General features: G+C 44.4%; 15 protein-coding genes. 13 read left to right on the top strand and 2 right to left on the bottom strand.

Going from position 1 to position 23,958, the window contains the following annotated elements; translation table 11 throughout:
• Window positions 1–5: 5 nt before the first annotated feature.
• Genes AC1DU2_RS13045 through AC1DU2_RS13035 form a run of 3 tightly spaced genes read left to right on the top strand, consistent with a single transcriptional unit; the run spans window position 6 to window position 4,440 of the window.
• Window positions 6–1,919, top strand: a complete 1,914-nt coding sequence (locus tag AC1DU2_RS13045; RefSeq protein WP_477384848.1) for a RagB/SusD family nutrient uptake outer membrane protein — start codon at window positions 6–8, stop codon at window positions 1,917–1,919.
• A gap of 49 nt (window positions 1,920–1,968) precedes the next feature.
• Window positions 1,969–3,195 carry a DUF4959 domain-containing protein gene (locus tag AC1DU2_RS13040; RefSeq protein WP_477384847.1) on the top strand — a complete coding sequence of 409 codons (1,227 nt, stop codon included), beginning with the start codon at window positions 1,969–1,971 and terminating at the stop codon, window positions 3,193–3,195.
• 33 nt (window positions 3,196–3,228) lie between these two features.
• Entirely contained in the window at window positions 3,229–4,440 is a 1,212-nt protein-coding gene (locus AC1DU2_RS13035; protein WP_477384846.1) for a DUF4998 domain-containing protein, read from the top strand.
• Window positions 4,441–4,764: 324 nt separating this feature from the next.
• Here AC1DU2_RS13035 and AC1DU2_RS13030 read toward each other — a convergent pair whose 3' ends face one another.
• Together AC1DU2_RS13030 and AC1DU2_RS13025 are read right to left on the bottom strand one after the other, a co-directional pair.
• Entirely contained in the window at window positions 4,765–5,178 is a 414-nt protein-coding gene (locus AC1DU2_RS13030) for a hypothetical protein (protein WP_477384845.1), read from the bottom strand.
• Window positions 5,179–5,731: 553 nt separating this feature from the next.
• Window positions 5,732–6,859 carry a hypothetical protein gene (locus AC1DU2_RS13025; protein WP_477384844.1) on the bottom strand — a complete coding sequence of 376 codons (1,128 nt, stop codon included), beginning with the start codon at window positions 6,857–6,859 and terminating at the stop codon, window positions 5,732–5,734.
• A gap of 453 nt (window positions 6,860–7,312) precedes the next feature.
• Here AC1DU2_RS13025 and AC1DU2_RS13020 point away from each other — a divergent pair, with 453 nt between their 5' ends.
• The 10 genes from AC1DU2_RS13020 (at window position 7,313) to AC1DU2_RS12975 (ending at window position 23,953) form a co-directional block, all read left to right on the top strand.
• Window positions 7,313–9,022, top strand: coding sequence for a hypothetical protein (locus AC1DU2_RS13020; protein ID WP_477357838.1), 1,710 nt, complete (start codon window positions 7,313–7,315; stop codon window positions 9,020–9,022).
• A 29-nt stretch (window positions 9,023–9,051) separates the two neighbouring features.
• Entirely contained in the window at window positions 9,052–10,653 is a 1,602-nt protein-coding gene (locus tag AC1DU2_RS13015; RefSeq protein WP_477384843.1) for a M81 family metallopeptidase, read from the top strand.
• A gap of 33 nt (window positions 10,654–10,686) precedes the next feature.
• On the top strand, window positions 10,687–10,926 hold the full coding sequence (locus tag AC1DU2_RS13010) for a hypothetical protein (protein ID WP_477384842.1): 240 nt from the start codon (window positions 10,687–10,689) through the stop codon (window positions 10,924–10,926).
• Window positions 10,927–10,952: 26 nt separating this feature from the next.
• Window positions 10,953–11,294, top strand: a complete 342-nt coding sequence (locus tag AC1DU2_RS13005) for a type II toxin-antitoxin system VapC family toxin (protein WP_477384841.1) — start codon at window positions 10,953–10,955, stop codon at window positions 11,292–11,294.
• A gap of 36 nt (window positions 11,295–11,330) precedes the next feature.
• The gene (locus AC1DU2_RS13000) at window positions 11,331–11,720 is read left to right on the top strand and encodes an acyltransferase (protein ID WP_147058702.1); all 390 of its coding nucleotides are present in this window, start codon (window positions 11,331–11,333) and stop codon (window positions 11,718–11,720) included.
• Between the two features lie 117 nt (window positions 11,721–11,837).
• Window positions 11,838–13,136, top strand: coding sequence for an aminotransferase class V-fold PLP-dependent enzyme (locus tag AC1DU2_RS12995; RefSeq protein WP_477384840.1), 1,299 nt, complete (start codon window positions 11,838–11,840; stop codon window positions 13,134–13,136).
• Window positions 13,137–13,799: 663 nt separating this feature from the next.
• Window positions 13,800–14,678 carry an AraC family transcriptional regulator gene (locus AC1DU2_RS12990; RefSeq protein ID WP_477384839.1) on the top strand — a complete coding sequence of 293 codons (879 nt, stop codon included), beginning with the start codon at window positions 13,800–13,802 and terminating at the stop codon, window positions 14,676–14,678.
• Window positions 14,679–14,794: 116 nt separating this feature from the next.
• Window positions 14,795–18,949 carry a hybrid sensor histidine kinase/response regulator transcription factor gene (locus tag AC1DU2_RS12985; RefSeq protein ID WP_477384838.1) on the top strand — a complete coding sequence of 1,385 codons (4,155 nt, stop codon included), beginning with the start codon at window positions 14,795–14,797 and terminating at the stop codon, window positions 18,947–18,949.
• 51 nt (window positions 18,950–19,000) lie between these two features.
• Window positions 19,001–19,963 (top strand): family 43 glycosylhydrolase, encoded by a 963-nt coding sequence (locus AC1DU2_RS12980; protein WP_477384837.1) that lies wholly within the window; start codon window positions 19,001–19,003, stop codon window positions 19,961–19,963.
• Between the two features lie 768 nt (window positions 19,964–20,731).
• Window positions 20,732–23,953, top strand: coding sequence for a SusC/RagA family TonB-linked outer membrane protein (locus tag AC1DU2_RS12975; RefSeq protein ID WP_477384836.1), 3,222 nt, complete (start codon window positions 20,732–20,734; stop codon window positions 23,951–23,953).
• Window positions 23,954–23,958: the final 5 nt, after the last annotated feature.

The following is a 23,958-nucleotide window of genomic DNA, read 5'->3' as shown; positions in this document are numbered from 1 at the left end:
AAGATATGAAATCGTCATATTATAAATTGATTTGTGTGATTGTGCTGTGTTCCATGAGCCTTTCATGTAAAAAATACCTGGATGTTACCCCCGATAATGTGGGCACGCTTGAATATGCGTTCCGTAACCGTAACGAGGCCGAAAACTACCTGTTTTCGTGCTACGCTACCATGACGCAGATGAACAACGTGGTAAATGATCCGGGTTTTGCAACATCGTCAGAAATTGTGTACCCCAACACCCTTAACGATCATTACTTTAACGAGGTGGGCTTTAACATCATCAGGGGCCTGCAAACCACCGCAAACCCAAGCATCAACTACTGGGATGGCACCAACGGGGGCAGCAATTTGTTCCAGGCCATCAGGAGGTGTAATATCATGCTCGAAAACATTGATAAGCCTATTGATTTAAGCGCATCAGAAAAAAAGCGATGGATTGCCGAGGTTAAATTTTTAAAGGCCTACTATCATTATTACATGATAAGGTTGTACGGCCCCATCATTTTAATAAAAACCAATAACCCGGTTAACGCCAGCACGGCCGATGTAAAACGCAGTCGCTCGTCGGTTGATGAATCGTTTGCCTATGTGGTATCGTTATTGGATGATGCCATACCCGATTTGCCGCCTGTTATTGAAAGCCAGGCTACCGAGTTTGGCCGCATTACAAAATTTATTGCCATGAGTGTAAAGGCCGAGGTTTTAACCACGGCTGCAAGCCCGCTGTTTAACGGCAACCCCGATTATGTTAATTTCAAGGATAATACAGGCAAACTGCTTTTTTCGGCAAGCGCCGATGCTAACAAATGGAAACTGGCTGCCGATGCCTGTAAAGCCGCTATAACCGAGTGCGAGGCGCAGGGCCTGCACCTGTACAACACGCCGCCAACAGTAAGTGTGGGCAACGTGTCAGATAAGTTGAAAAAGGTATTAACCCTGCAGGCCATGATCACCGATAAATGGGAGCAAAACCCCGAACTGATCTGGGCCCTAAATTACGGTTTTGGTTACCAGGGCTTTACTATCCCAAGGATGACTGATAAATCTGAAAGCCTGGCATCAACCTATCCATCAACATTCGCGGTGCCTATTTCAACTGCCGAGTTGTATTATACCAGCAATGGTGTGCCCATTAACGAGGATAAAACCTTTGACTATGCCAATCGCTACACCCCGCAAACCGGTGATGATGCCAATGGATCGTACATCAAATCGGGCTATCAAACAGCAAAAGGCCACTTTAACCGCGAGCTGCGTTTTTATGCCAGCATCGGTTTCGACGGCGGCATCTGGTTTGGCAACGGCAAGCTTGATGAAAGCAGCGCTTATTACGTGCAAGCCCGTGGCCCTTATGCCTTGGCAGGCCCAAAAAGTTTGAGCGGCACCAATATTACCGGTATGTGGCCCAAAAAACTGGCCAACTACCTGTCGGTTTATGATGAGGTTTTTACCGCCGTTGATTTTCATATGCCGCGGATGCGCCTGGCAGGCCTTTACCTGCTTTATGCCGAAGCGCTTAACGAATCGCAGGGGCCTGTTGCCGAAGTTTATACTTACATAGATAAAGTAAGGGCAAGGGCAGGTTTGGGTGGCGTACAGGCTTCATGGGGCAGCTATTCAAAAACACCCGATAAGCCAAATACCAAAGATGGCCTGCGCGAGATCATCCATCGCGAAAGAAGGATTGAGTTATGCTTTGAAGGCCAGGCCGGCTGGGATTTACGCCGCTGGAAAGAATTGCAGGATGTGCTGAGCAGGCCAATACAGGGCTGGAACGTTAACGAAGGCGATGCCGCAAATTACTACCGCCCGCAAACGGTTATTATACCCGTGTTTGGCATTAAGGATTATTTATGGCCTATCCAGACAAGCGATATTGTGGTGGATAATAACCTTAACCAAAACCCATACTGGTAGTTTACCGGTGCTGTAAAAATTTCAAATGATTAATATTAAAATATAAATTATGAAAAAGATCAATAACCGCAGATACATTTCAGGTTTGCTGTTAGCGCCCGTGTTGCTCATGATGCTTTTTGCATCCTGTAAAAAAGCCGAGTCGAACATCGAGGTGGTATCTAACGATCCTACCAAACCGGGGCCTGTAACCAACGTTAACGTAACCAATTTAAACGGCAGCGCCAGGTTAACCTATACCTTGCCCAATTCAAAAAACCTGCTGTACGTTTTGGCCAAATACGCCATAAACGATAAAACCGTGCGCGAAACCAAGGCCAGCTATTATACCGATACCATTACGGTTGATGGCTTTGCCCGTGCCCAGGAGTACACGGTTACGCTGTATGCCGTAAGCCGTGCCAATATCATGTCGGATCCGGTTACGGTAAAGGTAAACCCGCTTACACCAAACTACGAATTGGTTAACGCCGCACTAAACATTACTGCCGATTTTGGCGGCGCAAACTTTTTTGGCCTCAACCCCAATAAAGCGCCCATTGCCATGCACGTGCTTAGCTTTAACACCAAAACCAACAAGTACGATGAGCAGGACCCTAACTACATCAGTACCGATACCGTTAACTTTTCGGTACGTGGGTTTAGTGCTGTAGCCACCAAATTTGGTATTTACACTACCGACAGGTTTGGCAACCACTCCGATACCCTGTTTAAAACATTAACACCGCTGTTTGAAACCCTGCTGGATAAAAGCAAGTTTTATGTGTACCACCTGGGCAGCGATAGCCCTATTGGCTACGGCTGGGAGTTAAAATACTTGTTTGATGGCAGCACCAATGAACCGGGCTGGCATACTTTAGGCGCGCCAACCAACCAGTGTACATTCGGTTTGGGTGTAACCGCCAAGCTGAGCCGTTTTGTGCTGTGGGAAAGGCTTAACAGTATCTACTCGTACCAAAACATCCAGAATTTTACCCTATGGGGCACCACGGTTGATAATCCGCATGATTCCGTTCTGCCAAAAAACTCGGCACCGGGCACCATATCCGGCGATTGGGTTAACCTGGGCAACTTCGCGTTTCCGCCGCCGCCCTCGGGTTTGCCAAATAACCAGGCCAACGCGTCAGATCTGGCCTTTGTTGCCGCGGGTGTAAACTTTGCCATCCCGTTTGCTGCACCGGCTACCAAGTTTATCAGGCTGGATGTGTCGCGCACGTTTGGCGGCTTAAACTATGTAAACGCTATTGAGGTATCGTTATATGGCAATCCTTTGTAATACAACGTGTTGTTAAAATTAAAAATTAAGAAAATGAAAATTAATTTCAAGGTTGCTGTTTTCTTTTTGCTGTACCTGTCGCTGGCCGGCTGCAAAAAATACGATACAGACTATAAATCTTTTTTAGATCATCACGAGGTAACTTATCCTGGCTTAGCCAGCGGGGTTACCTACCATACCGGCAATTTGCGGGCCGTACTGGTTTGGCACCCCAGCCCCGATCCGAGCATCAAAAACTACGTGGTAAGCTGGAATAACGGCAACGATTCGGTAGTTGTTAATGCCACCTCGCATAGTCCGGCCGATTCAATTACCGTATCAATCCCCAATTTAAAGGAGTATGTATATACTTTCACCATTGTGGCACATGACAACGATGGCAATAAATCGGTAGGGCAGGATTTAAACAACGTGCGGGTTTATGGTCCATCGTACATATCGGCGCTGTTTAACCGGGGCTATAACACGTCAAACCCATATTCGTTAAATGACGACGGTACCGTAACGCTAAACTTTAACAAGGCCGATACCGGTAACGTATCAACCACCATGATGTATACCAATAAGCTTGGTGTTGCCGCCCAAAAATCATTCGGGCCAAATGATAACTCGGTAACTTTAACCGATTATAAACTGGGCAGCCCAATAAGTTACCAGTCGGCATATAAACCAACGCCCGATGCGGTTGCTGCGTTTCCGGTAAAAACAGCCGATAGCTTCCCAACCATTTACAATATTGTGGAGTGCGATAAAGCATTGTTCAAGGCCTATAACCTACCAACAGATGTGCCATCGGCCTACGGCTGGGAAACTTATTACCTGTGGGATAAAAGCACCGGCGAGCCTGGTTTTCATACCCCCGGCCAAAATTTCCCAATCTGGTTCACCTTTGATATGGGGCAATCGGCATCGCTGGCCAAAATGAAAATCTGGCAGCGCGAATCGGGCCTGTATAACTACGGCAATCCAAAACGCTTCGAAATTTACGGCAGCAACAACCCAAGCTCAAACGGCGACTTTAGCAACTGGGTAATGCTTGGCAGCTTTACCTCGGTTAAGCCATCGGGCCTGCCGGCTGGCCAAAACACCGATGCCGACCTGGCGTTTGAACGCGCCGGCGAGCCATTTACCTTCCCGGCTAATTTAGCGCCATACCGCTACATCCGGTTTAAAGTACTGGAAACATGGGGCGGCGGCAACTATTTCCACCTGTGCGAACTGACGATGTACAAAACAGATAAATAATAGGTTTATAAATTGGTTAAATGTAGCCGGTAACTGTAATGGTTGCCGGCTTTTTTGTTGAGGGGATGGCGACGGCTTTTTTGTAGAGACGCATCACATGCGTCTCCCGGATGCAAATCATCCCGCAGTAACGGTTGCCGGCTTTTTTGTTGCGGAGAAATGTGGCAAAAAGCGGAAGGAAAGCGCGATTCCCCTCTCGAGAGGGGCGGAGGGGTGTGTTTATACAAGCGAACGATGAACGCAGGTAAACACGCCCTTGCCATCGCTAAATCCGGTGCGCTCTCTAGGGAGCTACAGCGTTTACACATCTATGGATTGTAGGTGCTACCTATTGTGTGTCAGGGATTTTCCGAATTGCGCTGTGTCCGGGTATACCCTGTCACAGTGGTACGGTATTGTAATCGATTTTCCTTTTCTTTTGATATAAATCGTGTACTTGCCTCTTTCTTTTCGGATAGTATCGCCCCGGGCAAATTCGCTCATATTGGTGATGATCCACTTGGTGTGCTCTTCTATCATAGTATCCTTTTTTGTAAGCATGTCGGTACCATAAAGTTCAGCGGTACCCGTATTGCTTTCAATGTGATCTAAAACCAGGTTGCATTCAAAAGTTGTCTTAAATTGTTTTGCAATCCTGTCACAACTAAAAGGTCCCGGCCCGGTGTAAAACATAATTCCCAACAAACAAAAACCGACCACTACCCAACCAACTTTTTTGTACTCATCGTTTATATTCATTATACAATTGTTTTTGATAAATGGCAATGAAACATATGCCTGACACTACGGTATGTTATTATCATTATCTGGATCTGTAAAAAGTCAAATCAAACCTTCTCATAAGGCGATGATCTTCCAGTTTGCTAATACGGGGGCGTGTTCTACCAGGTCGTGCACAAACCGGAAAAACACTTTTAATACCGTCGGCCGAAATAATGAATTCCCGGGTATTATTAGCCAATACAGGGCTAAACTCAAAGGTAAGCGTCGGATTAATTTTTTCTAATTCTGATTTTAGCTTTGTAAATAAGCTATTTTGATCTTGCTCGAAATTGAAATAGCTATCAGCGTTTTTTGAAAACCAGGTCCAGAAATCCTGGTGTTTATTACGCTTTGAAAATAAGCGGGAGAACATATGCGATAAGGTTACTTATTAAAAGGTTAGTACGTATAGTTCAAAAATAGATATAAAAGTGAATTTATGAAATGCCTGGAGTGAAATCTCATTATGTGGGCATAAGCCTGGAGGCTTGCCTTAAAATAAACAATCGGATATTCTAACAAGGCGTCTTCACTTCTTTTTAGCTGTATCCGGCCCGTAAAAAGTTGTTCCGCCGACTTGGGTGGTTACTTTTAGTTTTTGGGTGTTGGCCACTTTATCTTTTTTAACCATGGCCATGTATTTTTTTAAGATGGCCTTTTGCTGCGGCGTTCCTTCTTTTGCTACCCTGGTTAACTGGTCATGAAAGGCATCTACAAACAGGGTGTCGTTGCCAAAATCTCCAAAACAGGCTATCTTTTTGGCGGTAAGTTCTTCAGTGTCATTTTGTTGGAGCGAAATATCAGGTTTATAAAGCCGGCGTTTATTATCCCATATGTAATTTACACCGCCTTTTCCTTTAATAAGCGAAATGTCAGGGTTGGCACACCATGGGCAATCGCCTTCGTTAACAGCGCCGGGGAAAAACTTGTATTTATAATTAACCCAAATTTCATCAGCATCTTCGGTATTAAGGTCGTTGCTGTTAAATTTAAAGCTTGTGCTAACATCCTGGTTAATATATAAGCCCCATCCTTCAATCCGGGCTTCATTAGTCAACTCCAAGCAATGATAAACCCTGTTGTTAATCAGTTTATAAAAACTATAACCATCTGAGTAAACTCCCGAACCGCGTTCATATACCCGCCTGAAGTAGAAAGTTTTGTTTGGCGAAAAGCTGTTAGATACATAAAGTTCCGGCCCCGAATAAAACATGTAAAATTCTTCCAGGTAAACCAGGTACCAGTTACCGGCAATGTTTTTAAATACCGCCATGGAGGGGTAACTCGCATCCCAGCCCATCAGGCATACCAGTTCTTCGCCTGGTTCCTGGTCAAGGTTTATAAACAGCGGGTTTAGCAGCGCCATTCCTCTTCTAACCGAATCTACGTCACCCTCATCCTTGATTTTAAGAAGCGAATCGGGTTTTATATACTTTTCAAATTCGCGCAGCAATAAATTGGCGTGCTTGTGTTTGTAATCAAAATGCCGCACCTTCTCTATCCAGGCCGTTGGTATAGCTATCCTCACATTATAGTCATCGTGCCGGCTGGTGTCCCGGTAAACATTTTTACCCGGCTTTGCGGGATTATTATCATGACGGCCGCAGCCAAAAAACAAAGGAAATAAAAGCAAAACAACAGCAAAAAAGCGGCGCATGGTTAGGTTGGTATTTGGGTATTAATTTAGAGAATAAGTGCCGCATTTATTTAGTGAATCTGAAAAAATTAGCACCATCTCCGAAGCTTTTTACCAATTTAATATTTGGCGTTCCCCTCTGGGTCGTGCTTTCCCCTCATACGCCTGCAGGCATTACGCACGAGGCCGGTATCCGGTACAATCACTAACGCGAAATAGGGGTGCTGAGGGGTATGGGTAAAATTGCTAATTCGATTTAGTATGATGTTTAGTTGTCAATGGAGGTGCTTATAAGCCATGGATACAGTTGCTAATTCGTTTTAGTACTGCATATATCGGTCATTAAGGTACACACGACATGAGTGCACCGGCGCCTCTCATTGCGCCCTCTCGAGAGAATAAAAAAACCGCCAAAAACATGTGTTTTTTTAACCTTCATCTTTTTCCCTATATTTAATCCCAAACCCGCCCTACATGAAAAAGCTGATCTTATTCATACTCCTTATCTCCCCGTTTTTTGTAAACGCCCAAACCTTCCGGGTAAATATTGACCCTTCGCTTGGCGAAAGCAAGGAATTGGATGGCAGGCTGCTATTGCTGCTATCAAAAAACAACAAAGCCGAACCCCGTTTCCAGGTGAGTGACGGTGCCGAATCGCAGCTGGTTTTTGGGATGGATATAAACGGGTGGCAGCCGGGCACCAGCCAACTAATAGATGTGCAGGCTTACGGTTACCCGCTGGAACGTTTGAAGGATGTGCCTGCCGGCGATTATTATGTGCAGGTGCTTTTACATAAATACGAAACATTTCACCTTAAAACCGGGCAAACCGTAAAGCTGCCGATGGATAGGGGCGAAGGCCAGCACTGGAATATGGCGCCGGGTAATATTTATTCGGCCCCGGTCAAAATTCATTTCGACCCGGCTGCCTCTAATGAGTTAACGCTTAATATCAGCAAAGTAATCCCGCCTATTGAAGCGCCTAAGGATACCAAATACATCAAACACATCAAAATTCAAAGCAAGCTGCTTACCGAATTCTGGGGCAGGCCGATGTACCTTGGCGCAAACATATTGATACCCGCAGGTTTCGACGAGCACCCTAATGTGAAATATCCGCTGGCTATTTTCCACGGGCATTTCCCTGCCGACCTGGAAGGCTTCAGCACCACGCCGCCCGACCCGAATTTGAAACCCGATACTTCGGCGCGCTTCCATATCACAGGCTATAACAGGATAGTGCAGCAGGAGGCCTACGATTTTTATAAGCAATGGACAGGGCCGGCCTTCCCGCGGGTATTGGCCATCGAGATTCAGCATGCCAACCCGTATTATGATGATTCATATGCGGTAAACTCGGCCAATCTTGGTCCGTACGGCGATGCGATAACTTACGAATTGATCCCCGAGATTGAGAAGCAATTCAGGGGGATAGGTAAAGGATGGGCCAGGTTTATGTACGGCGGCTCCACAGGTGGCTGGGAAGTGCTGGCCGCGCAGGTTTTTTATCCCAACGAGTATAATGGCTGCTATGCCGCCTGCCCCGACCCGGTAGATTTTCATCACTACATGACCATCAACCTTTATAACGATAAAAACGCCTATTTCCTGTCGTCAGATTTTAAACAGACGCCGCGACCTGAAGAACGCGACTACCTGGGCCACGTAGGATCGACCATGAAAGAGGTTAACCAAAGCGAACTGGCAATAGGTACACGCAGCCGCAGCGGTGGTCAGTTTGATATCTGGGAGGCCGTATTTTCGCCCATGGATAAGGATGGTTACCCCAAACGCATCTACGATAAAAATACCGGCGCTATAGATACCTCGGTTGCCGCCTACTGGCGTGAGCACTTTGATCTTACGCACATCATCCAACGCGACTGGCCAAAAATTGGCAACAGCCTGAAAGGCAAAATCCATATTTACGTAGGCGATATGGACACCTACTACCTCAACAACGCCGTTTACACCGCCGAAGACGTGCTCAAAAAGCTCAATAACCCCAACTGCAACTGTGAAGTTGACTACGGCGACCGCGCCGAACACTGTTGGAACGGCGACCATACCCAACCCAACTATATCAGCCGCCTGCGCTACCACCAAATGTTCATCAAAAAATGGGCCGCTGAGGTTAAAAACAGAGCACCAAAGGGAGCGGATTTGAAAAGTTGGAGGTATTAACAGGATGAAATGCAATTTACCCAATAGCTATGTTTAAACACTCCATACCGGCAATACTATTATTTAGCCTTACTTTTTGTTTGGCGGCCACCTTGCCCAATAAACTCAAACACAGCGGCAGGCCATCTGGTAACAGGTCTACACTGAAACCATTGCCCCGGATAGCCATTTGCGGCCTGGGTATCGAGTCGAGCACGTTTTCGCCGGCACTAACGGATGAAGCTGCTTTTCATGCCAAATACGGGGCCGAAGTTTTTAGTTCGTACCCATTTATGGCTGCCGACTCGCCTTTGCGCAAAAGCGCGCTTTGGTTCCCGGCTTTGGTGGGCAAAAGTCTGCCCGGCGGGGCGGTCACCAGGGCAGCTTATGAGTCGCTGGTTAGTAAAACTTTAGATTCGCTTAAAAAACACCTGCCTTATGATGGGTTGTATTTTGATATTCATGGTGCCATGAGCGTGGTTGGGTTGGATGACCCGGAGGGCGACCTGATAACCAGGATCAGGGAAGTAGTGGGCACAAAAACACTTATCTCCACATCTATGGATCTGCACGGCAATGTATCCTGGCGGCTGGCCCAAAATACCGACCTGATTACCTGCTACCGCATGGCCCCGCATGAAGATGCCATGCAAACCAAACAACGGGCTGTTGCAAACCTCCTCAGCCGGATTGAAACCGGTAAAGGAAAACCGGCATTCAAGGCTTACATCTCTATCCCTATTTTACTGCCCGGCGAAAAAACAAGCACCCGGATTGAGCCCGGTAAAAGCATATATAAGGCCGTAGCCCCGGCTTCGGTACAGCCGGGAGTTATTGATGCCGCCATCTGGATTGGTTACGCCTGGGCCGATGAGCCGCGCAATCATGCCGTAGTAATGGTAACCGGCGACGATAAAACCGTGGTAACAGCCACCGCCGAAAAGCTGGCCCAAAACTTTTGGGATGCCCGCAAAGCCTTTGAATTTGTAGCACCAACAGGTACTTTAACAGAATGCCTTGATAAGGCCGTAGCCAGCCCAAAACATCCATTTTACATCAGCGATTCGGGCGATAACCCGACGGCTGGCGGGGCAGGAGATGCTACCTGGACACTGACACAGATATTGGCCCGGCCGGAGTTTAAAACCGATGCAGGCCCATCGTTGCTGTATGCATCCATCCCTGCGCCGCAATTGATAAAAAGCGCCATTGCCGCGGGTGTAGGCGGCCATGTGGATGGTTTGGCCGGCGCAGCCGTTGATGCCCGTTTTGCACCACCCGTAAGTCTATCGGGCACGGTAGAATCTATCCAATACGGCGATAAGGATGCCGAAGTGGAGGCCGTGGTAAAGGTAGGCAGTGTACATGTGATCATCACCCAAAAGCGCAAACCCTATCACAAAGAAATTGACTTTACCCGCCTGGGCCTAAACCCGCGCACCGCCGGTATTGTGGTAGTAAAAATTGGCTACCTTGAACCCGAACTATATGCCATGCGCGCCGACTGGCTGCTGGCCATAACCCCCGGCGGGGTTGATCAGAACATCGAACGCCTGCCGTACCACCGCATTCAGCGCCCTATGTTCCCGCTGGATAAGGATATGAAAGACCCGGATTTGAAGGCAAAGCTGGTGCCGGCGGCGGGTGAATGAATAGAATATATCTATAAGATAAGTTTTGTATATTTGGTAAAAGATAAACTAAAGATGGAAACGGTTTTGCTTCAGATAAATAATAGTAAAGCGTACAAACTGATCGAAGATCTTGAAGCTTTACATATTGTGAAGGTTCTTGAGAAAAGTAGTAAGCCAAAGCAAAAACTCTCCGAACGATTTGCCGGCTCACTTAATCTTTCTGAAGAGGAATATAACAACTTTCAAAACTCAATCGAACAAAGTAGAAACGAGTGGGAAAGGGATATTTAATAGATTCTAATGTGGTAATCGGGTATTTGGATAACAAATTACCTGAATCAGGCATGAAATTCATGCATGCTATAGTTGATGAAACTCCCAATATCTCTGTTGTTACTAAAATTGAAGTCCTTAGGTTTAATACGTCTGATGATGTTTATAAAACGTTGCAAGATTTTGTTTCAGAAAGCATCGTTTTCGAAATTAATGATCAGGTTGTAGATAAAACGATAATCATATGTAAAGGCCATCGCATTAAACTCCCTGATGCTATCATTGCAGCTACAGCCATCGTCGGTGATCTGACGTTGATCACACATAATACTTCTGATTTTAAAAATATTGCAGATTTGGAATTTTTAGATCCGTGGAACCAATAACGATCATACTCAGATAATTAACATCAATCAATTTCAATGAAAACCACCGTCCTTATATCCCGTCTGCTGCTTGGCTTTTTATACCTGGTGTTTGGCCTCGATTATTTTCTGCATTTTATACCGTACCAGCCATTACATACCGGTGCTGCGGGTGCATTCATCGCCGGGTTAAAAGGTACCGGGTACTTTTATCCTATTCAAAAAGTAATACAGATAACAGGCGGCCTGTCGCTGCTCACTAACCGTTACGCGCCCTTTTCGGCAGTAGTACTGTTCCCTATCAGTTTAAATGTGTTGTTGTTTCACACTTTCCTTGTGCCATCGGGCTGGCTGATGGGCGTTTTCCTGGTAGCCCCAAACCTGCTTTTAGGCGTGGGGTATTGGAAGTATTATAAAGCAATGTTTGTTGCAAAGGCGGTGGTGTAACAGCTTAATTAATACATTTCATTAAATCGCTTCTAATCAGTAATCTCCGCAGCTAAGACAACAAAAAAACAGGTGTCGATTGCTTGTTTGTATGCATCAAATATGCTAAATTCGGTCATGACCAATAATCGACGCAGTTTCATCAAACAGGCGGCCGTACTTACCGGCGCTTTTTCGGCTACAAGCCTGTTTAACCAGGCACATGCAGCCGACTGGACTTCAGCATTAAACAGGGTAAGCCGTTTAACGCCGCAAGAGGTGGCGCAGGACGAGGATTTTTGGGGCGTTATCCAGCGGTCGTACTCGGTAAGCGCCAATATCATCAACCTGAACAATGGCGGTGTGTCGCCGTCGCCAATTGTGGTACAGCAGGCTGTAGAGCGTTATAACCAGCTTACCAACGAAGGCCCGTCGTACTTTATGTGGCGCATCCTTGACCAGGGGCGCGAGCCGTTGCGCGAAAAGCTTGCCTTGCTGGCCGGTACCCTGCCCGATGAAATTGCCGTAAACCGTAACGCTACCGAATCATTGAATACCATCATCTGCGGCTTGCCTCTGAAAAGTGGCGATGAAGTGATTGGCGCAAAGTTAGATTATCCGCATATGGTACAGGCCTATCGGCAGCGGGCCCTGCGTGAAGGTATAGTATACAAACAGCTTACCTTCGACTTCCCTATTGAGAATGACGAGCAGATTGTAAAAGCTTACCAGGATGCCATCACCTCCAAAACAAAACTAATACACGTTACGCATATAGTAAACTATGTAGGCCAGATTATGCCTGTACGCAAAATTTGCGATATGGCGCATGCCCGGGGTATAGAAGTTATTGTAGACGGGGCCCATTCTTTCGGGCTGCTCGACTTCAAGATTCCCGATTTAAATTGCGATTACTTTGGCACCAGTCTGCATAAATTCCTGTCGGCACCCATCGGTAGTGGCATGATGTGGATTAAAAAAGAAAAAATAAGTAAGGTGATGCCCCTTTTATGCGATGATAACCCACTGGGGCCCGATATCCGCAAGTTTGAAAACCTGGGTACCCGCAGTTTTCCGATAGAGCAGGGGATAGGCGAGGCCATCAACTTTCAGCTGGCTATTGGCAGCAAACGTAAGGAGGATCGCATCCGTTATCTTAAAAATTACTGGGCTACCAAAGTACAGCACCTGCCCAAAGTAAAGCTGCATACCTCGTTAAAACCCGAATACTCCTGCGCTATCTGCGGCATATCTATTGATGGCGTGACACCCGCGCAACTGGATGCCGCGTTATTTAGTCAATATAAAATTCACCAGGTATCCATTGTATTTGAAAATGTAAACCTGGTGCGCATAACCCCGCACGTATACACCACCCTTGCCGACCTGGATAAGCTGGTAAAAGCAATTACAGAAATAGCCGGCAAGGCCACCTGATGGTAGGTTAATGATGATAGTCCTAAGTCGAAAGTTTTAAGTTCTAAGAGGCTGTCTGAAATTAAAAAACAGACCGCCGTTGCTAGTGACCATCAGCCTATGCTGAAAAAAGCAGTAATGACATGGCTGCGACCGGAATTTTTGTAGAGACGCATCACATGCGTCTCCCTTCAGACCGGCTTCGATTTGCATGTGGGAGACGCATGTGATGCGTCTCTACAAAAAAACATTAATAATCAATATATTATAAATCCGTCATTACAAGGTACGAAGCAATCCCCTATATGCTAAGTCCCACATAGTTTGGGATTGCTTAGTACCTCGCTATGACGATAGTTTAGTGCATTAGTTTAACTATATCCGTTGCACGTCATAACATTTTTTTTCAGGATCATCCTGATAGATACTCGCAATGACTGTGGTTTGGAACATTGGTTTAACTATCTCCGTTAAGTCAAAAATAATAATGTCCTTTTAACTCAATGCTCTGTACTGCTCACCTGACACTATCACTTGTTTTGGCTGCCAAAGCATGGTATAAAAAAAATCCGGTTAACATTTGCTGTAGAAACTGTAACATTTGTGGCATTAAAAAAAAAGGCAATCGCATAGTTTTACGCTTTAAACCGTAATTCCTGGTTGCCAATAATTTAAATGTATCAAATGTCGGTTCCTAATGTGATGCGCGAAACAACGTCCCTGAATATGGGCGATTGTTTTTCGATATTTTCGAAAGTGAAGGAAAAGTTTGATTTTCCTTTACATTACCACAACGAATATGAGTTAAACCTGATCATAAATGCCAAAGGCGCCAAACGCATTATTGGCGATAGCATGGAAACTATTGACGATATCGAGCTGGTGTTTATCGGCCCAAACGTTTACCATGGCTGGTTTACGGGCGAATGTACCAGCGAGGCCATTAATGAGGTTACTATTCAGTTTCATACTGATTTATTTGATGAAAAGTTTTTGCAACGTAACCAGTTGTTTTTTATCAAAAGCATGTTTGAAAACGCAGGGCGTGGCCTGGTTTTCTCGTATGAAACCACCCGCGATATCACCCGGCGTATATTAAACCTTAGCAATAAGGATGGCTTTAACTCGGTATTGGAGCTGCTTGCTATACTGCACACCCTATCTACATCCAAAAACAGGAGGATGCTATCTGATCCTGGCTTTTCGGACGAAAAATTCCGGTATACCAACGGGCGTGTTGATAAGGTTTTTGATTATATGAAAACCAATTTCGACAAGCGTATAACACTTGCCGAAGTGGCCACGGTAGCCAACATGCCCGAGGCCTCGTTTTGCCGGTTCCTGAAAAAAAGCACAGGCAAATCGTTTATTGAAAGCCTTAATGATATCAGGCTGGGCAATGCATCCCGTATGCTTATTAACACCACGCATTCCATCGCCGAAATTGCTTACCAGTGCGGCTTCAATAATATTTCAAACTTCAACCGGATATTTAAACGCCATAAGCTATGTGTCCCAAAAGAATTCAGGAAGGCCTACACACTTGGTACCAGGGTAGGTTAACCTCTTTTTAATAATTAAAATATATTGATGTTAATATAACACTTATTATGTAATTTTATAAATCCCGTAAACCGGATTATTAAACCCCGCAATCGATTGTTGGTAATTGCTAAATAATGAGTTTTAAAGTTTATATAACATTTATATTTCTTGTTTTTACCCATCAGTGGCTGTCTGCCCAAAATCATTTATATAAATTTTCGCGGTTGGATATTACCGATGGCTTATCTGATAATCACGTCAATTGTATTTTTAAAGACGAAAAAGGGTTCATGTGGTTTGGCACAAACTCGGGCCTCAGCAGGTATGATGGGTTTAAATTTAAGGTTTTTAAACACGAGGCCGATAACCCTAATTCGCTAAGTGAAAGCTTTGTTTCGCGCATCAGCGAAGGGCCTGATAAAAAGCTGTGGATATTTACGCACAGCAACATCAGTATTTATGACCCCACAACCGAGAACTTTGCCATTAATGTTGCCGATGAGCTTAGGCGTTATAAAATTATAACCAGCGATGTAACCCTCATACGAAAGGATAAAGACGGCGGCTTTTGGTTTATCACCAAAAATAAAGGCGTGTACAGGTATAACCCTGCCGACAGTTCCACGTCGTTTTATTGCACATCGTCCTTTTCAAAAACCATTTTGCATTCAGATGCCATAATGGATGTGGCGGTTACAAAAAACAATGCTGTTTGGTTAATTTATAGCGATGGTATTATCGATTTGTTAGATACCCGGTTAAATAAAATCGTCAAACGTTTTGATGGCCTGGCCAAGGCTAACTTATATAAGCTGGAATCGTACACGCTGGCAGTTGATAATAAAAATAACCTGTGGATTTATTCGGCCGCTGGACCTTTTGGTACCTACTGCTTCAATACCCAAAACTATTCGCTATTACACTTTAGTAAAGATACGCCCGATGGCCGGCTAAACTCCAATATTGTAAATACCGTAATACAGGGCGATGATAACAAAATATGGATAGGTACCGATCATGGCGGCATCAACGTGCTTGATCCGGTAACCCATAAGGTAAGCTACCTGGTTAATAAAGAGGATGACCCGCAATCCATTAGCGGCAACAGTGTTTTTTTATACAGGGATGATGCCGGCATTGTTTGGGCGGGCACTTTTAAGCAGGGCATAAGTTATTACCATAGCGCCATTATGCAATTCCCGGTTTACAGGCATTTATTAACAGATAAAAACAGCCTGCCCTATGAGGATATTAATGCTTTTGCCGAAGAACGGAACGGTAATTTATGGATAGGCACAAACGGGGGAGGCCTTATTAATTTTAACCCGGAAACCAAAAAATATACCCAGTTCAAGCACGATGCTGTAGATCCTAATAGTTTATCAATCGATATTATCATAAGCTTATACGTTGATCATGAAAATAAACTTTGGATAGGTACCTATTTTGGTGGCCTGGACTGTTTTGACGGTAAAAAGTTTACCCATTACCGCCACAGCGATAAAGATAAAACTACCATTACCGACGACCGGGTTTATACCATAATTGAAGATGCCGCCCGGAATTTATGGGTAGGAACCTTTGCCGGCGGATTGAATGTGCTTGACCGTAAAAGCAATACCTTTAGCCATCCCGAGTATAAAATGGTATCTGATTATACCGCTTTTTTTTACCGGGACAGGCAGCAAAACATTTGGATAGGCCGCGATAAGGGCGTTGATGTAATAGATACCAAAACAAACCGGGTGCGGCATTACTACTATCTGCCTAAAAATCCAAACAGCCTTGCCGGCAGCGATGTAAATATTATAACCCAGGATAGCCGCGGATTAATGTGGATTGGCACAAAAAGTGGCCTCAGCATACTTAACACCCAAACCAACACATTTTTAAATGTAGATAAGGGCATGGGCTGGCCGGTAAATAATGTGTCGAACATTTTGGAAGATAACCAGGGCCGGATGTGGGTAAGTACAACCAACGGCCTTTCAAACATCAGCTTAACACCGGCAGGCGGGCAGTATAAATTCCAGGTTGATAATTATAATGAGGCCGATGGTTTACAGGCCCGTGATTTTAATTTATATGCCGCGACAAAACTAAGGAACGGGCAAATGGCGTTTGGTGGCGCACATGGGTTTAATTTATTTGACCCTGCAGTAATAAACACCCTTAAACCCAACCCCAAACTGGTATTTACCGATTTTAGGCTATTTAATAAAAGCGTAGCCGCCGGCGATTCGGTAAAAGGTAGGGTTGTGCTGGATAAAGCCATAGCGGAAACAGAATGGATAACCCTGAACCATAATGAAAATGTATTTGATATAGAGTTTGCCGCCAACGAATATTTTTATCCCAATAAAATAAGTTACCAGTATACCCTTGAAGGCTTTGACAAAGGTTGGATCACTTTCCCGGCCAACAGCCATAGTGTTACATACACCAACCTTGACGGTGGCGATTATACTTTTAAAGTGAGGGAATTGAATACAGGTAAAGAGATTTCGCTAAAAATTACTGTCCAGCCGCCCTTTTGGAAAACACCTTTAGCCTACATCGCTTACATGCTGCTTGCCCTTGGGCTGTTGTTTTACATCAGGCACCGCGGTATAACCAAACTGGAGCGGCAATTTGAATTTAAACAGGCCGAGATAGAGGCTGAAAGAAAACTTGCCAGCCAGCGCGAAGAAGCGCAGCGCATGCACCAGCTTGATTTAATGAAGATTAAATTCTTCGTTAACATCAGCCACGAGTTTCGTACGCCATTGTCATTAATCCTGTCGCCAATTGATGATCTTATTAAGGTATCTGATAACCCCGATCAGCAACATCATTTAACCATGATTAAGCGCAACAGCAAGCGCTTACTTAACCTGGTTAACCAGTTGATAGATTTCAGGAAAATGGAGCATAACGAATTGAAGCTTAGCTTAAACAAGGGCGACATCATTCAATTTATAAAGGAGGTTTCGTCGTCATTTACAGATGTAGCCCATCAAAAGAAAATTCAATACCTTTTTGAAAGCGAGCTGCACTCATTTACTACCAAATTTGACCAGGATAAAATAGAAAGGATACTGTTTAACCTGCTATCAAACGCGTTTAAGTTTACGCCGGCAGGCGGCAGCATCAGTGTAATTTTAAATACCCCGCAGGTTGCTAATTTGCCGGCTGATAAAAGGATGCTCGAAATCAGGGTAATTGATACAGGTATCGGGATTACGAAGGAAAACCAGGAGATGATTTTTGAACGTTTTTTCCAGGATGATATCCCCGAAAGCCTGTTAAACCAGGGCAGCGGAATAGGTTTATCAATCACAAAAGAGTTCATAAAAATACACGGCGGAACTATCAGGCTGGAAAGCGAACCCGAATATGGCAGTTGTTTTATTGTAAGTATACCATTTGAAGGCAAAACCGAGAAACTGACGCTTGCACCTGCAATACAGGAAAATAATACACTGCCAACTTTAAAAAACACCGATGGCATACAGGGCTCAAACAAAAAACCAACGGTTTTATTAATTGAAGACGATGATGATATGCGTTTTTACCTGAAAGAGAACCTGAAAGATCATTTCCACATTATTGAGGCCATAAATGGTAAAGAAGGCTGGCAAAAAGCGCTTGCCCTGCACCCCAAATTAATAGTGAGCGATGTAACCATGCCCGAAATGAATGGTTTTGAATTGTCGCGAAAGCTAAAGGGAGACAGCCGTACATCGCATATCCCCGTTATATTGCTAACCGCTATGGCCGGCGAAGACGATCAGCTGGTGGGGCTGGAGTGTGGGGCTAACGATTATATTGTTAAGCCATTCAATTCCGGCATCCTGCTGTCCAAAATCAACAATTTATTGCTGATGCAGCAAACGTTTAAAGAAACCTATCAAAAGCAGGTTGATATTCAATCGCAAGGTGTGGTGGTCATATCTGAAGACGAAAAATTCCTGAAAAACGCGCTCGATTTTATTGAGCAAAATATCACCAAGCCCAATTTCTCGGTAGAAGAGCTGGCCAGGCACCTGGCATTGAGCAGGGTATCCCTTTACCGTAAATTATTAAACCTTACCGGTAAAACGCCGGTTGATTGTATCCGCACCAYCCGTTTGCAGCGTGCCGTACAGCTACTGGAGCGCAGCAAGCTTAGCATTGCCAATGTTGCCTACGAAGTTGGTTTTAATAATGCCGCTTATTTTGCAAAGGTGTTTAAAGAAGAGTTTGGTATGCTGCCATCTGAATACATTGCCGAACTGAAAAATAAGGAGCATGAAGATATTTTAGCTTAGCCAATAGCACAATTGATACCGGTAATTGATAAAATTGTTAATTTGCGCTTCATGAGGATATTTAAAACGCCGTTGCTGATAACATTATTTTTTAGTTTTTTGCTGACAGTTGGCGCGCAAACAAAGGCTATAAATAACCCGGTTGTTAAGGGCTATTATGCCGATCCTACCATAATTAAAGATAAGGGGCTTTTTTATATCTATGCAACCATTGATCCCTGGGGAGGCAACGAGTTGGGCGTATTGGTGACCAAAGATTTTGTGACCTTTAAAACAGAACATATTAACTGGCCAACTAAACAAGCCTGTACAAGCCCAACGTCCAATAATTCCATGGTATGGGCGCCGTCTATCCGTAAGGCAGCCAATGGCAAGTATTACCTGTACGTAGCAGTCGGCAGCGAGTTGTGGGTAGGGGTAAGCAGCCACCCGCTTGGCCCGTGGAAAAATGCGAAGGCCGACAATACACCCCTGGTTGCAGGCAATAAATACCCGGGGGTTCATAATATCGATCCCGATTGCTTTATTGACCAGGATGGGCAGGCCTATTTATACTGGGGATCGGGCTTTAAATGGGTAAATGGCCATTGTATGGCAGTAAAGCTTAAAAAAGATATGGTCACTTTTGATGGCGAACCAAAGGATATTACGCCACCCCATTATTTTGAAGCCCCGCATATGGTTAAGCGTGGCGGCTTGTATTACCTGATGTATTCATACGGGAAGGCTATTGATGCTACTTACCAGGTTCGCTATTCGGTAAGTAAAACACCTTTTGGGCCATGGACAGAGGGCCAGTATGATCCTATCCTGGCAACCACACCCGATAGTACAACAGTTGGGCCGGGTCATCATACTGTTTTTCAGCAAAACGGTCAATACTATATTTTATACCACCGCATCCATCCACAAAATAAAGAATATGTATTGCGCGAGCTTTGTTTAGATAGCCTGAACTTTGATAAGCAAGGCAATATTTTGAAAATTAAGCCATCGGCTTTGAGTCGTTTTTAAAGAGCCCTATTTTTTAAGTGGAAAGTCTTTAGCCCAAGGTCTTAAGAAGCTGTTTAAATTTGATTAAACTATCGTCATTACGAGGTACGAAGCAATGACGAACTATAGGGGACTTAGCACGTAAAGGATTGCTTCGTGCCTCGCAATGGCGGTCTCTTTTTAATTAGTCAGCTTCACCAGCTCGGAATAAATAGTATTACCAGGTCTTTTCCTCAATTCGTCAAGTTTTGCGCTTACAGTTCCCCAAGGCCGTAGCCCTGGCACATTTTGTAACAACGGGTTTCAACCCGTTGAAAAAGGAGCCGAACAATAAGGAGAACCGTGGGTTCGGCACATTTAACGGTAACGTTCCTACAAAACTTTGAATTGGGTATAGCTCCGTGTCCACGGGTTGAAACCCGCGGCTAATAAATTGATCCCTCCGTTATGCGGACTCTGGCCTTCCCCCGGAAATCTACACTTATCTCCCAATCTATTTTAACGCTGTTTTGCCTCAAATTACAGCTCTAATGTCTGTATCAAAAGTTGTATCGGCTTAGCGCTTATGATATTTTTTTGACCATTAATACTCAGTATTCTGTTTATCTAATTGATAATCATATGTTTAAATGTGTGTAACATTTGTTGTATCAATTTAAACATAAGTAGTACAATCGATTGTGCGGGTTGTATAGTTTTGGTATCAAGGTTCGGTGAAATTTTGCCGACATGAAAAAAAGCTGAACCGCTTCGATCGCAAACCAATTTTCAAAATCTAATAATTAATGTATGAGAGGAAAACTACACATCAAAAAGTTTGTGGCTTTAATCTGGATCAACTTAGCACTTATGCTGGTAAGTATGTCTGGATATGCACAAAGCAAAATTACCGGTAAGGTAACCGGAGCCGATGACGGGCTGCCAATACCGGGCGTTACCGTTAAAGTAAAAGGCGGCGCTGCCGTAACAAGTACCAATACCGAAGGTACTTATTCAATTACAGCAGGCAGTAATGCTACACTAATATTTAGCTTTATTGGCTACACCAGCCAGGAAGCGGCAGTTGGCGGTAACGCAACAGTAAACATAAAATTATCACCCGAAAATAAAGCCCTTAACGAGGTTGTTGTTATCGGTTACGGTAGTGCCAAACGCAGCGATGTTACCGGCGCAATTAGCTCCGTTAACGCCGCAACTATCGCCAAGGTTCCTGTTACGTCGTTAGACCAGGCTTTGCAGGGCCGCGCGGCGGGCGTACAGGTTACCAATAATGATGCTTCGCCGGGCAGCAACATTACTGTGTTAATACGCGGTACTGGTAGTTTGGCCAGTGGTGGCAACACACCATTATACGTGGTTGATGGTTACCCGATAAATGCGGGCGGTATCAATAACATCAACCCGAGCGACATCGCATCAATGGAAGTATTGAAAGATGCTTCAGCTACGGCTATCTATGGCGTAAGGGCGGCAAATGGGGTTGTTATGATTACTACCAAAAGGGGTAAAGGTGATGGCAATGCTGTTGTTGAGTTTAACGCTTACAATGCGTTTCAAAGCAAGCCTAAACAGTACGATTTGCTAAATGCCCAACAGTTTGCCACCCTGGCCAACGACGTAGCCGCAAACGACCCTAACAAACACTTTACAACTTTAGCCAACTGGGCCAGCCCATCGTCGTTAACCAATGCCGATTGGCAAAATGCCATTTACCGAGGCGGTTTAACCCAAAATTACGATTTGGCTGTGCGTGGTGGTAATGAAAAGGTTCGGTCATCAACATCTATAGGTTATTATGATCAAAAAGGGATTGTACTGGGCTCTTACTTTAAAAGGATCACCGTAGGTGAAAATTTAGATTATCAGCCAACAAAATGGCTTAAATCTGCAACCAGTGCCAAATACTCTTACCAAAATTTAAATAACCCATTTGGTACCGGTAATTTAGGTAATATAAACCAGTTGCCACCAACACTTGATGGCGGTAATAAATTAACCAGCCAGATAAAAGATGCTAATGGCAACTACGGTTTTTTTAACCCTATTTACACTTATGTGGCCAAAAATAACAACCCAATCTATTCAATCGAGACCAATCAGTATAAAAATATAAACAACTACTTTTTGGTTAACTCGTCATTAGAAGCTACCATTTTTGACGGCCTTAAATTTAAAACCAACGGCGGCATTACTTATACCGGCTACAACGGTTCTTACTTCCAGCCTTCAGATAGCCGTAAAATTGACCAGTATGGCGCTGCTGCCGGTGCATCGGGTACAGCTTTATATTCGCAGCATATCAACAGCACTTTTGACTGGTTGTGGGAAAATTACCTGTCGTACGATAAAACATTCGGCTCACATACCATCAATTTTGTAGCGGGTGTATCTCAACAGGAAAGCGATTACAATAGTTTAGGTGGTAGTGTTACGCCGCCAAACAACACTATTAAAAGCTTAAGCCAGGGTACCAACCTTATATTGGATGCTAATACCAATGGTGCTGTTAACAACGGCGAAGTAAAACGTTCTTACGCCTCGCAATTTGCGAGGTTGGCATACAACTACGCCAGTAAGTATTATTTAACAGGTACGGTTAGAAGAGACGGTTCATCGCAGTTTGCGCCAGGCCATCAGTATGGTACTTTTTACTCAGGTGCTGTAAACTGGAATGTTAAAAAGGAATCTTTTCTTACCAATGTAAACTGGCTTTCGGGTTTAAAATTCAGAGGAAGCTATGGCGAGTTGGGTAACCAGCACGGCATAGGCGACTTTACCTACCAATCATTATATTCTGCAGGCGCTTCTGCAACAGCCAGTGGCAACCTTGGTTATGCCTTTGGTAAAGTAGGTGGATCAAACGGAACTTACCAGGCAGGTGTGGCTTCAATCCAGCCAGAAAATGATAACATCAGGTGGGAAACCGATTATGTAACGGACATTGGTATGGACGCGTCGTTTTTAAATGGCGAGTTAAGCCTTACTGTTGATTATTTTAATAGGAAATCAAAAGATTTCCTGTTAAACATAGCGGCATCACCACAAACAGGTTATAATACATTACCTTCAAATGTGGGCTCGATGGTAAATAAAGGCTGGGAGTTTGCCCTCAATTATAATCACGCTGTAAATAGTGATGTACACATTGATTTAGGTTTAACGCTTTCATTCATTAAAAACAGACTTACAGGCTTATATTCTGGTACTAATGCAATCTCCAATTTTGGTGGCCTTGGATTAACAGGCGATGGCTGGAGTGAATTTACCAGGACTTATATAGGCCAGCCAATTGGCGAGTTTTACGGATACAAAGCAATCGGAATTATCCAGAGCCAGGCTCAATTAACGGCCTTAAACTCAGCTGCACAGGCAAAAGGTAATGATTTTTACTATAAAGCTACTACAGGCGTTGGAGACCGTTTATATGCCGATGTGGATGGCAGCGGTAAAATAACAGCCGACGATAGGGTAGCCCTTGGCAGTCCGCAGCCTAAGTTTTTTGGCGGGTTTAACCTTGGCGGGTCTTACAAATCGTGGGATTTTAATGCCTATTTCTACGGTGTTTACGGTAACAAGATTTTGAATTACCAGGAAAGTAACCTCGAGAGCTTTGCACAAAGAGGATCGGTAAGTATCGAAAACGTAAGCAAGCAGTATTACAATAACTATTGGACTCCTACACGCTCGTCAAACCGTTATGCCGCGGTACATTATGATGATACCGATTACGGTAACCTTTTGCCATCAAGCGCCTGGATTGAAAATGGTAGTTTCCTGAAATTGAAAACTGTTACGGTTGGATACTCGTTACCACAGGATTTGGTTAAGAAACTTACATTATCCAAAATCAGGGTATATGTTTCGTCTCAAAACCTGTTCACCATTACCAAATACACTGGTCTTGATCCCGAAATTGGCACTCAAAACGCTAACCCAACCCAGAACGGTGTTGATAACGGTACTTATCCATCATCAAGGTTTTACACTATCGGCTTAAACGTAGTATTCTAACCAAG

This window comes from Mucilaginibacter sp. P4_C11, assembly GCF_056402115.1.
The sequence above is the reverse complement of the archived record's forward strand: the minus strand, read 5'-3'. Positions and strand labels throughout refer to the sequence as shown.

What these genes read in the sequence shown, in the direction of transcription:
- AC1DU2_RS12980 (WP_477384837.1), top strand. Translation starts at nt 19,001, where the DNA reads ATGAGGATATTTAAAACGCCGTTGCTGATAACATTATTTTTTAGTTTT.
- AC1DU2_RS12990 (WP_477384839.1), top strand. Translation starts at nt 13,800, where the DNA reads ATGTCGGTTCCTAATGTGATGCGCGAAACAACGTCCCTGAATATGGGC.
- AC1DU2_RS13020 (WP_477357838.1), top strand. Translation starts at nt 7,313, where the DNA reads ATGAAAAAGCTGATCTTATTCATACTCCTTATCTCCCCGTTTTTTGTA.
- AC1DU2_RS12995 (WP_477384840.1), top strand. Translation starts at nt 11,838, where the DNA reads ATGACCAATAATCGACGCAGTTTCATCAAACAGGCGGCCGTACTTACC.
- AC1DU2_RS13045 (WP_477384848.1), top strand. Translation starts at nt 6, where the DNA reads ATGAAATCGTCATATTATAAATTGATTTGTGTGATTGTGCTGTGTTCC.
- AC1DU2_RS13025 (WP_477384844.1), bottom strand. Translation starts at nt 6,859, where the DNA reads ATGCGCCGCTTTTTTGCTGTTGTTTTGCTTTTATTTCCTTTGTTTTTT.
- AC1DU2_RS13040 (WP_477384847.1), top strand. Translation starts at nt 1,969, where the DNA reads ATGAAAAAGATCAATAACCGCAGATACATTTCAGGTTTGCTGTTAGCG.
- AC1DU2_RS12975 (WP_477384836.1), top strand. Translation starts at nt 20,732, where the DNA reads ATGAGAGGAAAACTACACATCAAAAAGTTTGTGGCTTTAATCTGGATC.
- AC1DU2_RS13000 (WP_147058702.1), top strand. Translation starts at nt 11,331, where the DNA reads ATGAAAACCACCGTCCTTATATCCCGTCTGCTGCTTGGCTTTTTATAC.
- AC1DU2_RS13015 (WP_477384843.1), top strand. Translation starts at nt 9,052, where the DNA reads ATGTTTAAACACTCCATACCGGCAATACTATTATTTAGCCTTACTTTT.
- AC1DU2_RS13035 (WP_477384846.1), top strand. Translation starts at nt 3,229, where the DNA reads ATGAAAATTAATTTCAAGGTTGCTGTTTTCTTTTTGCTGTACCTGTCG.
- AC1DU2_RS13030 (WP_477384845.1), bottom strand. Translation starts at nt 5,178, where the DNA reads ATGAATATAAACGATGAGTACAAAAAAGTTGGTTGGGTAGTGGTCGGT.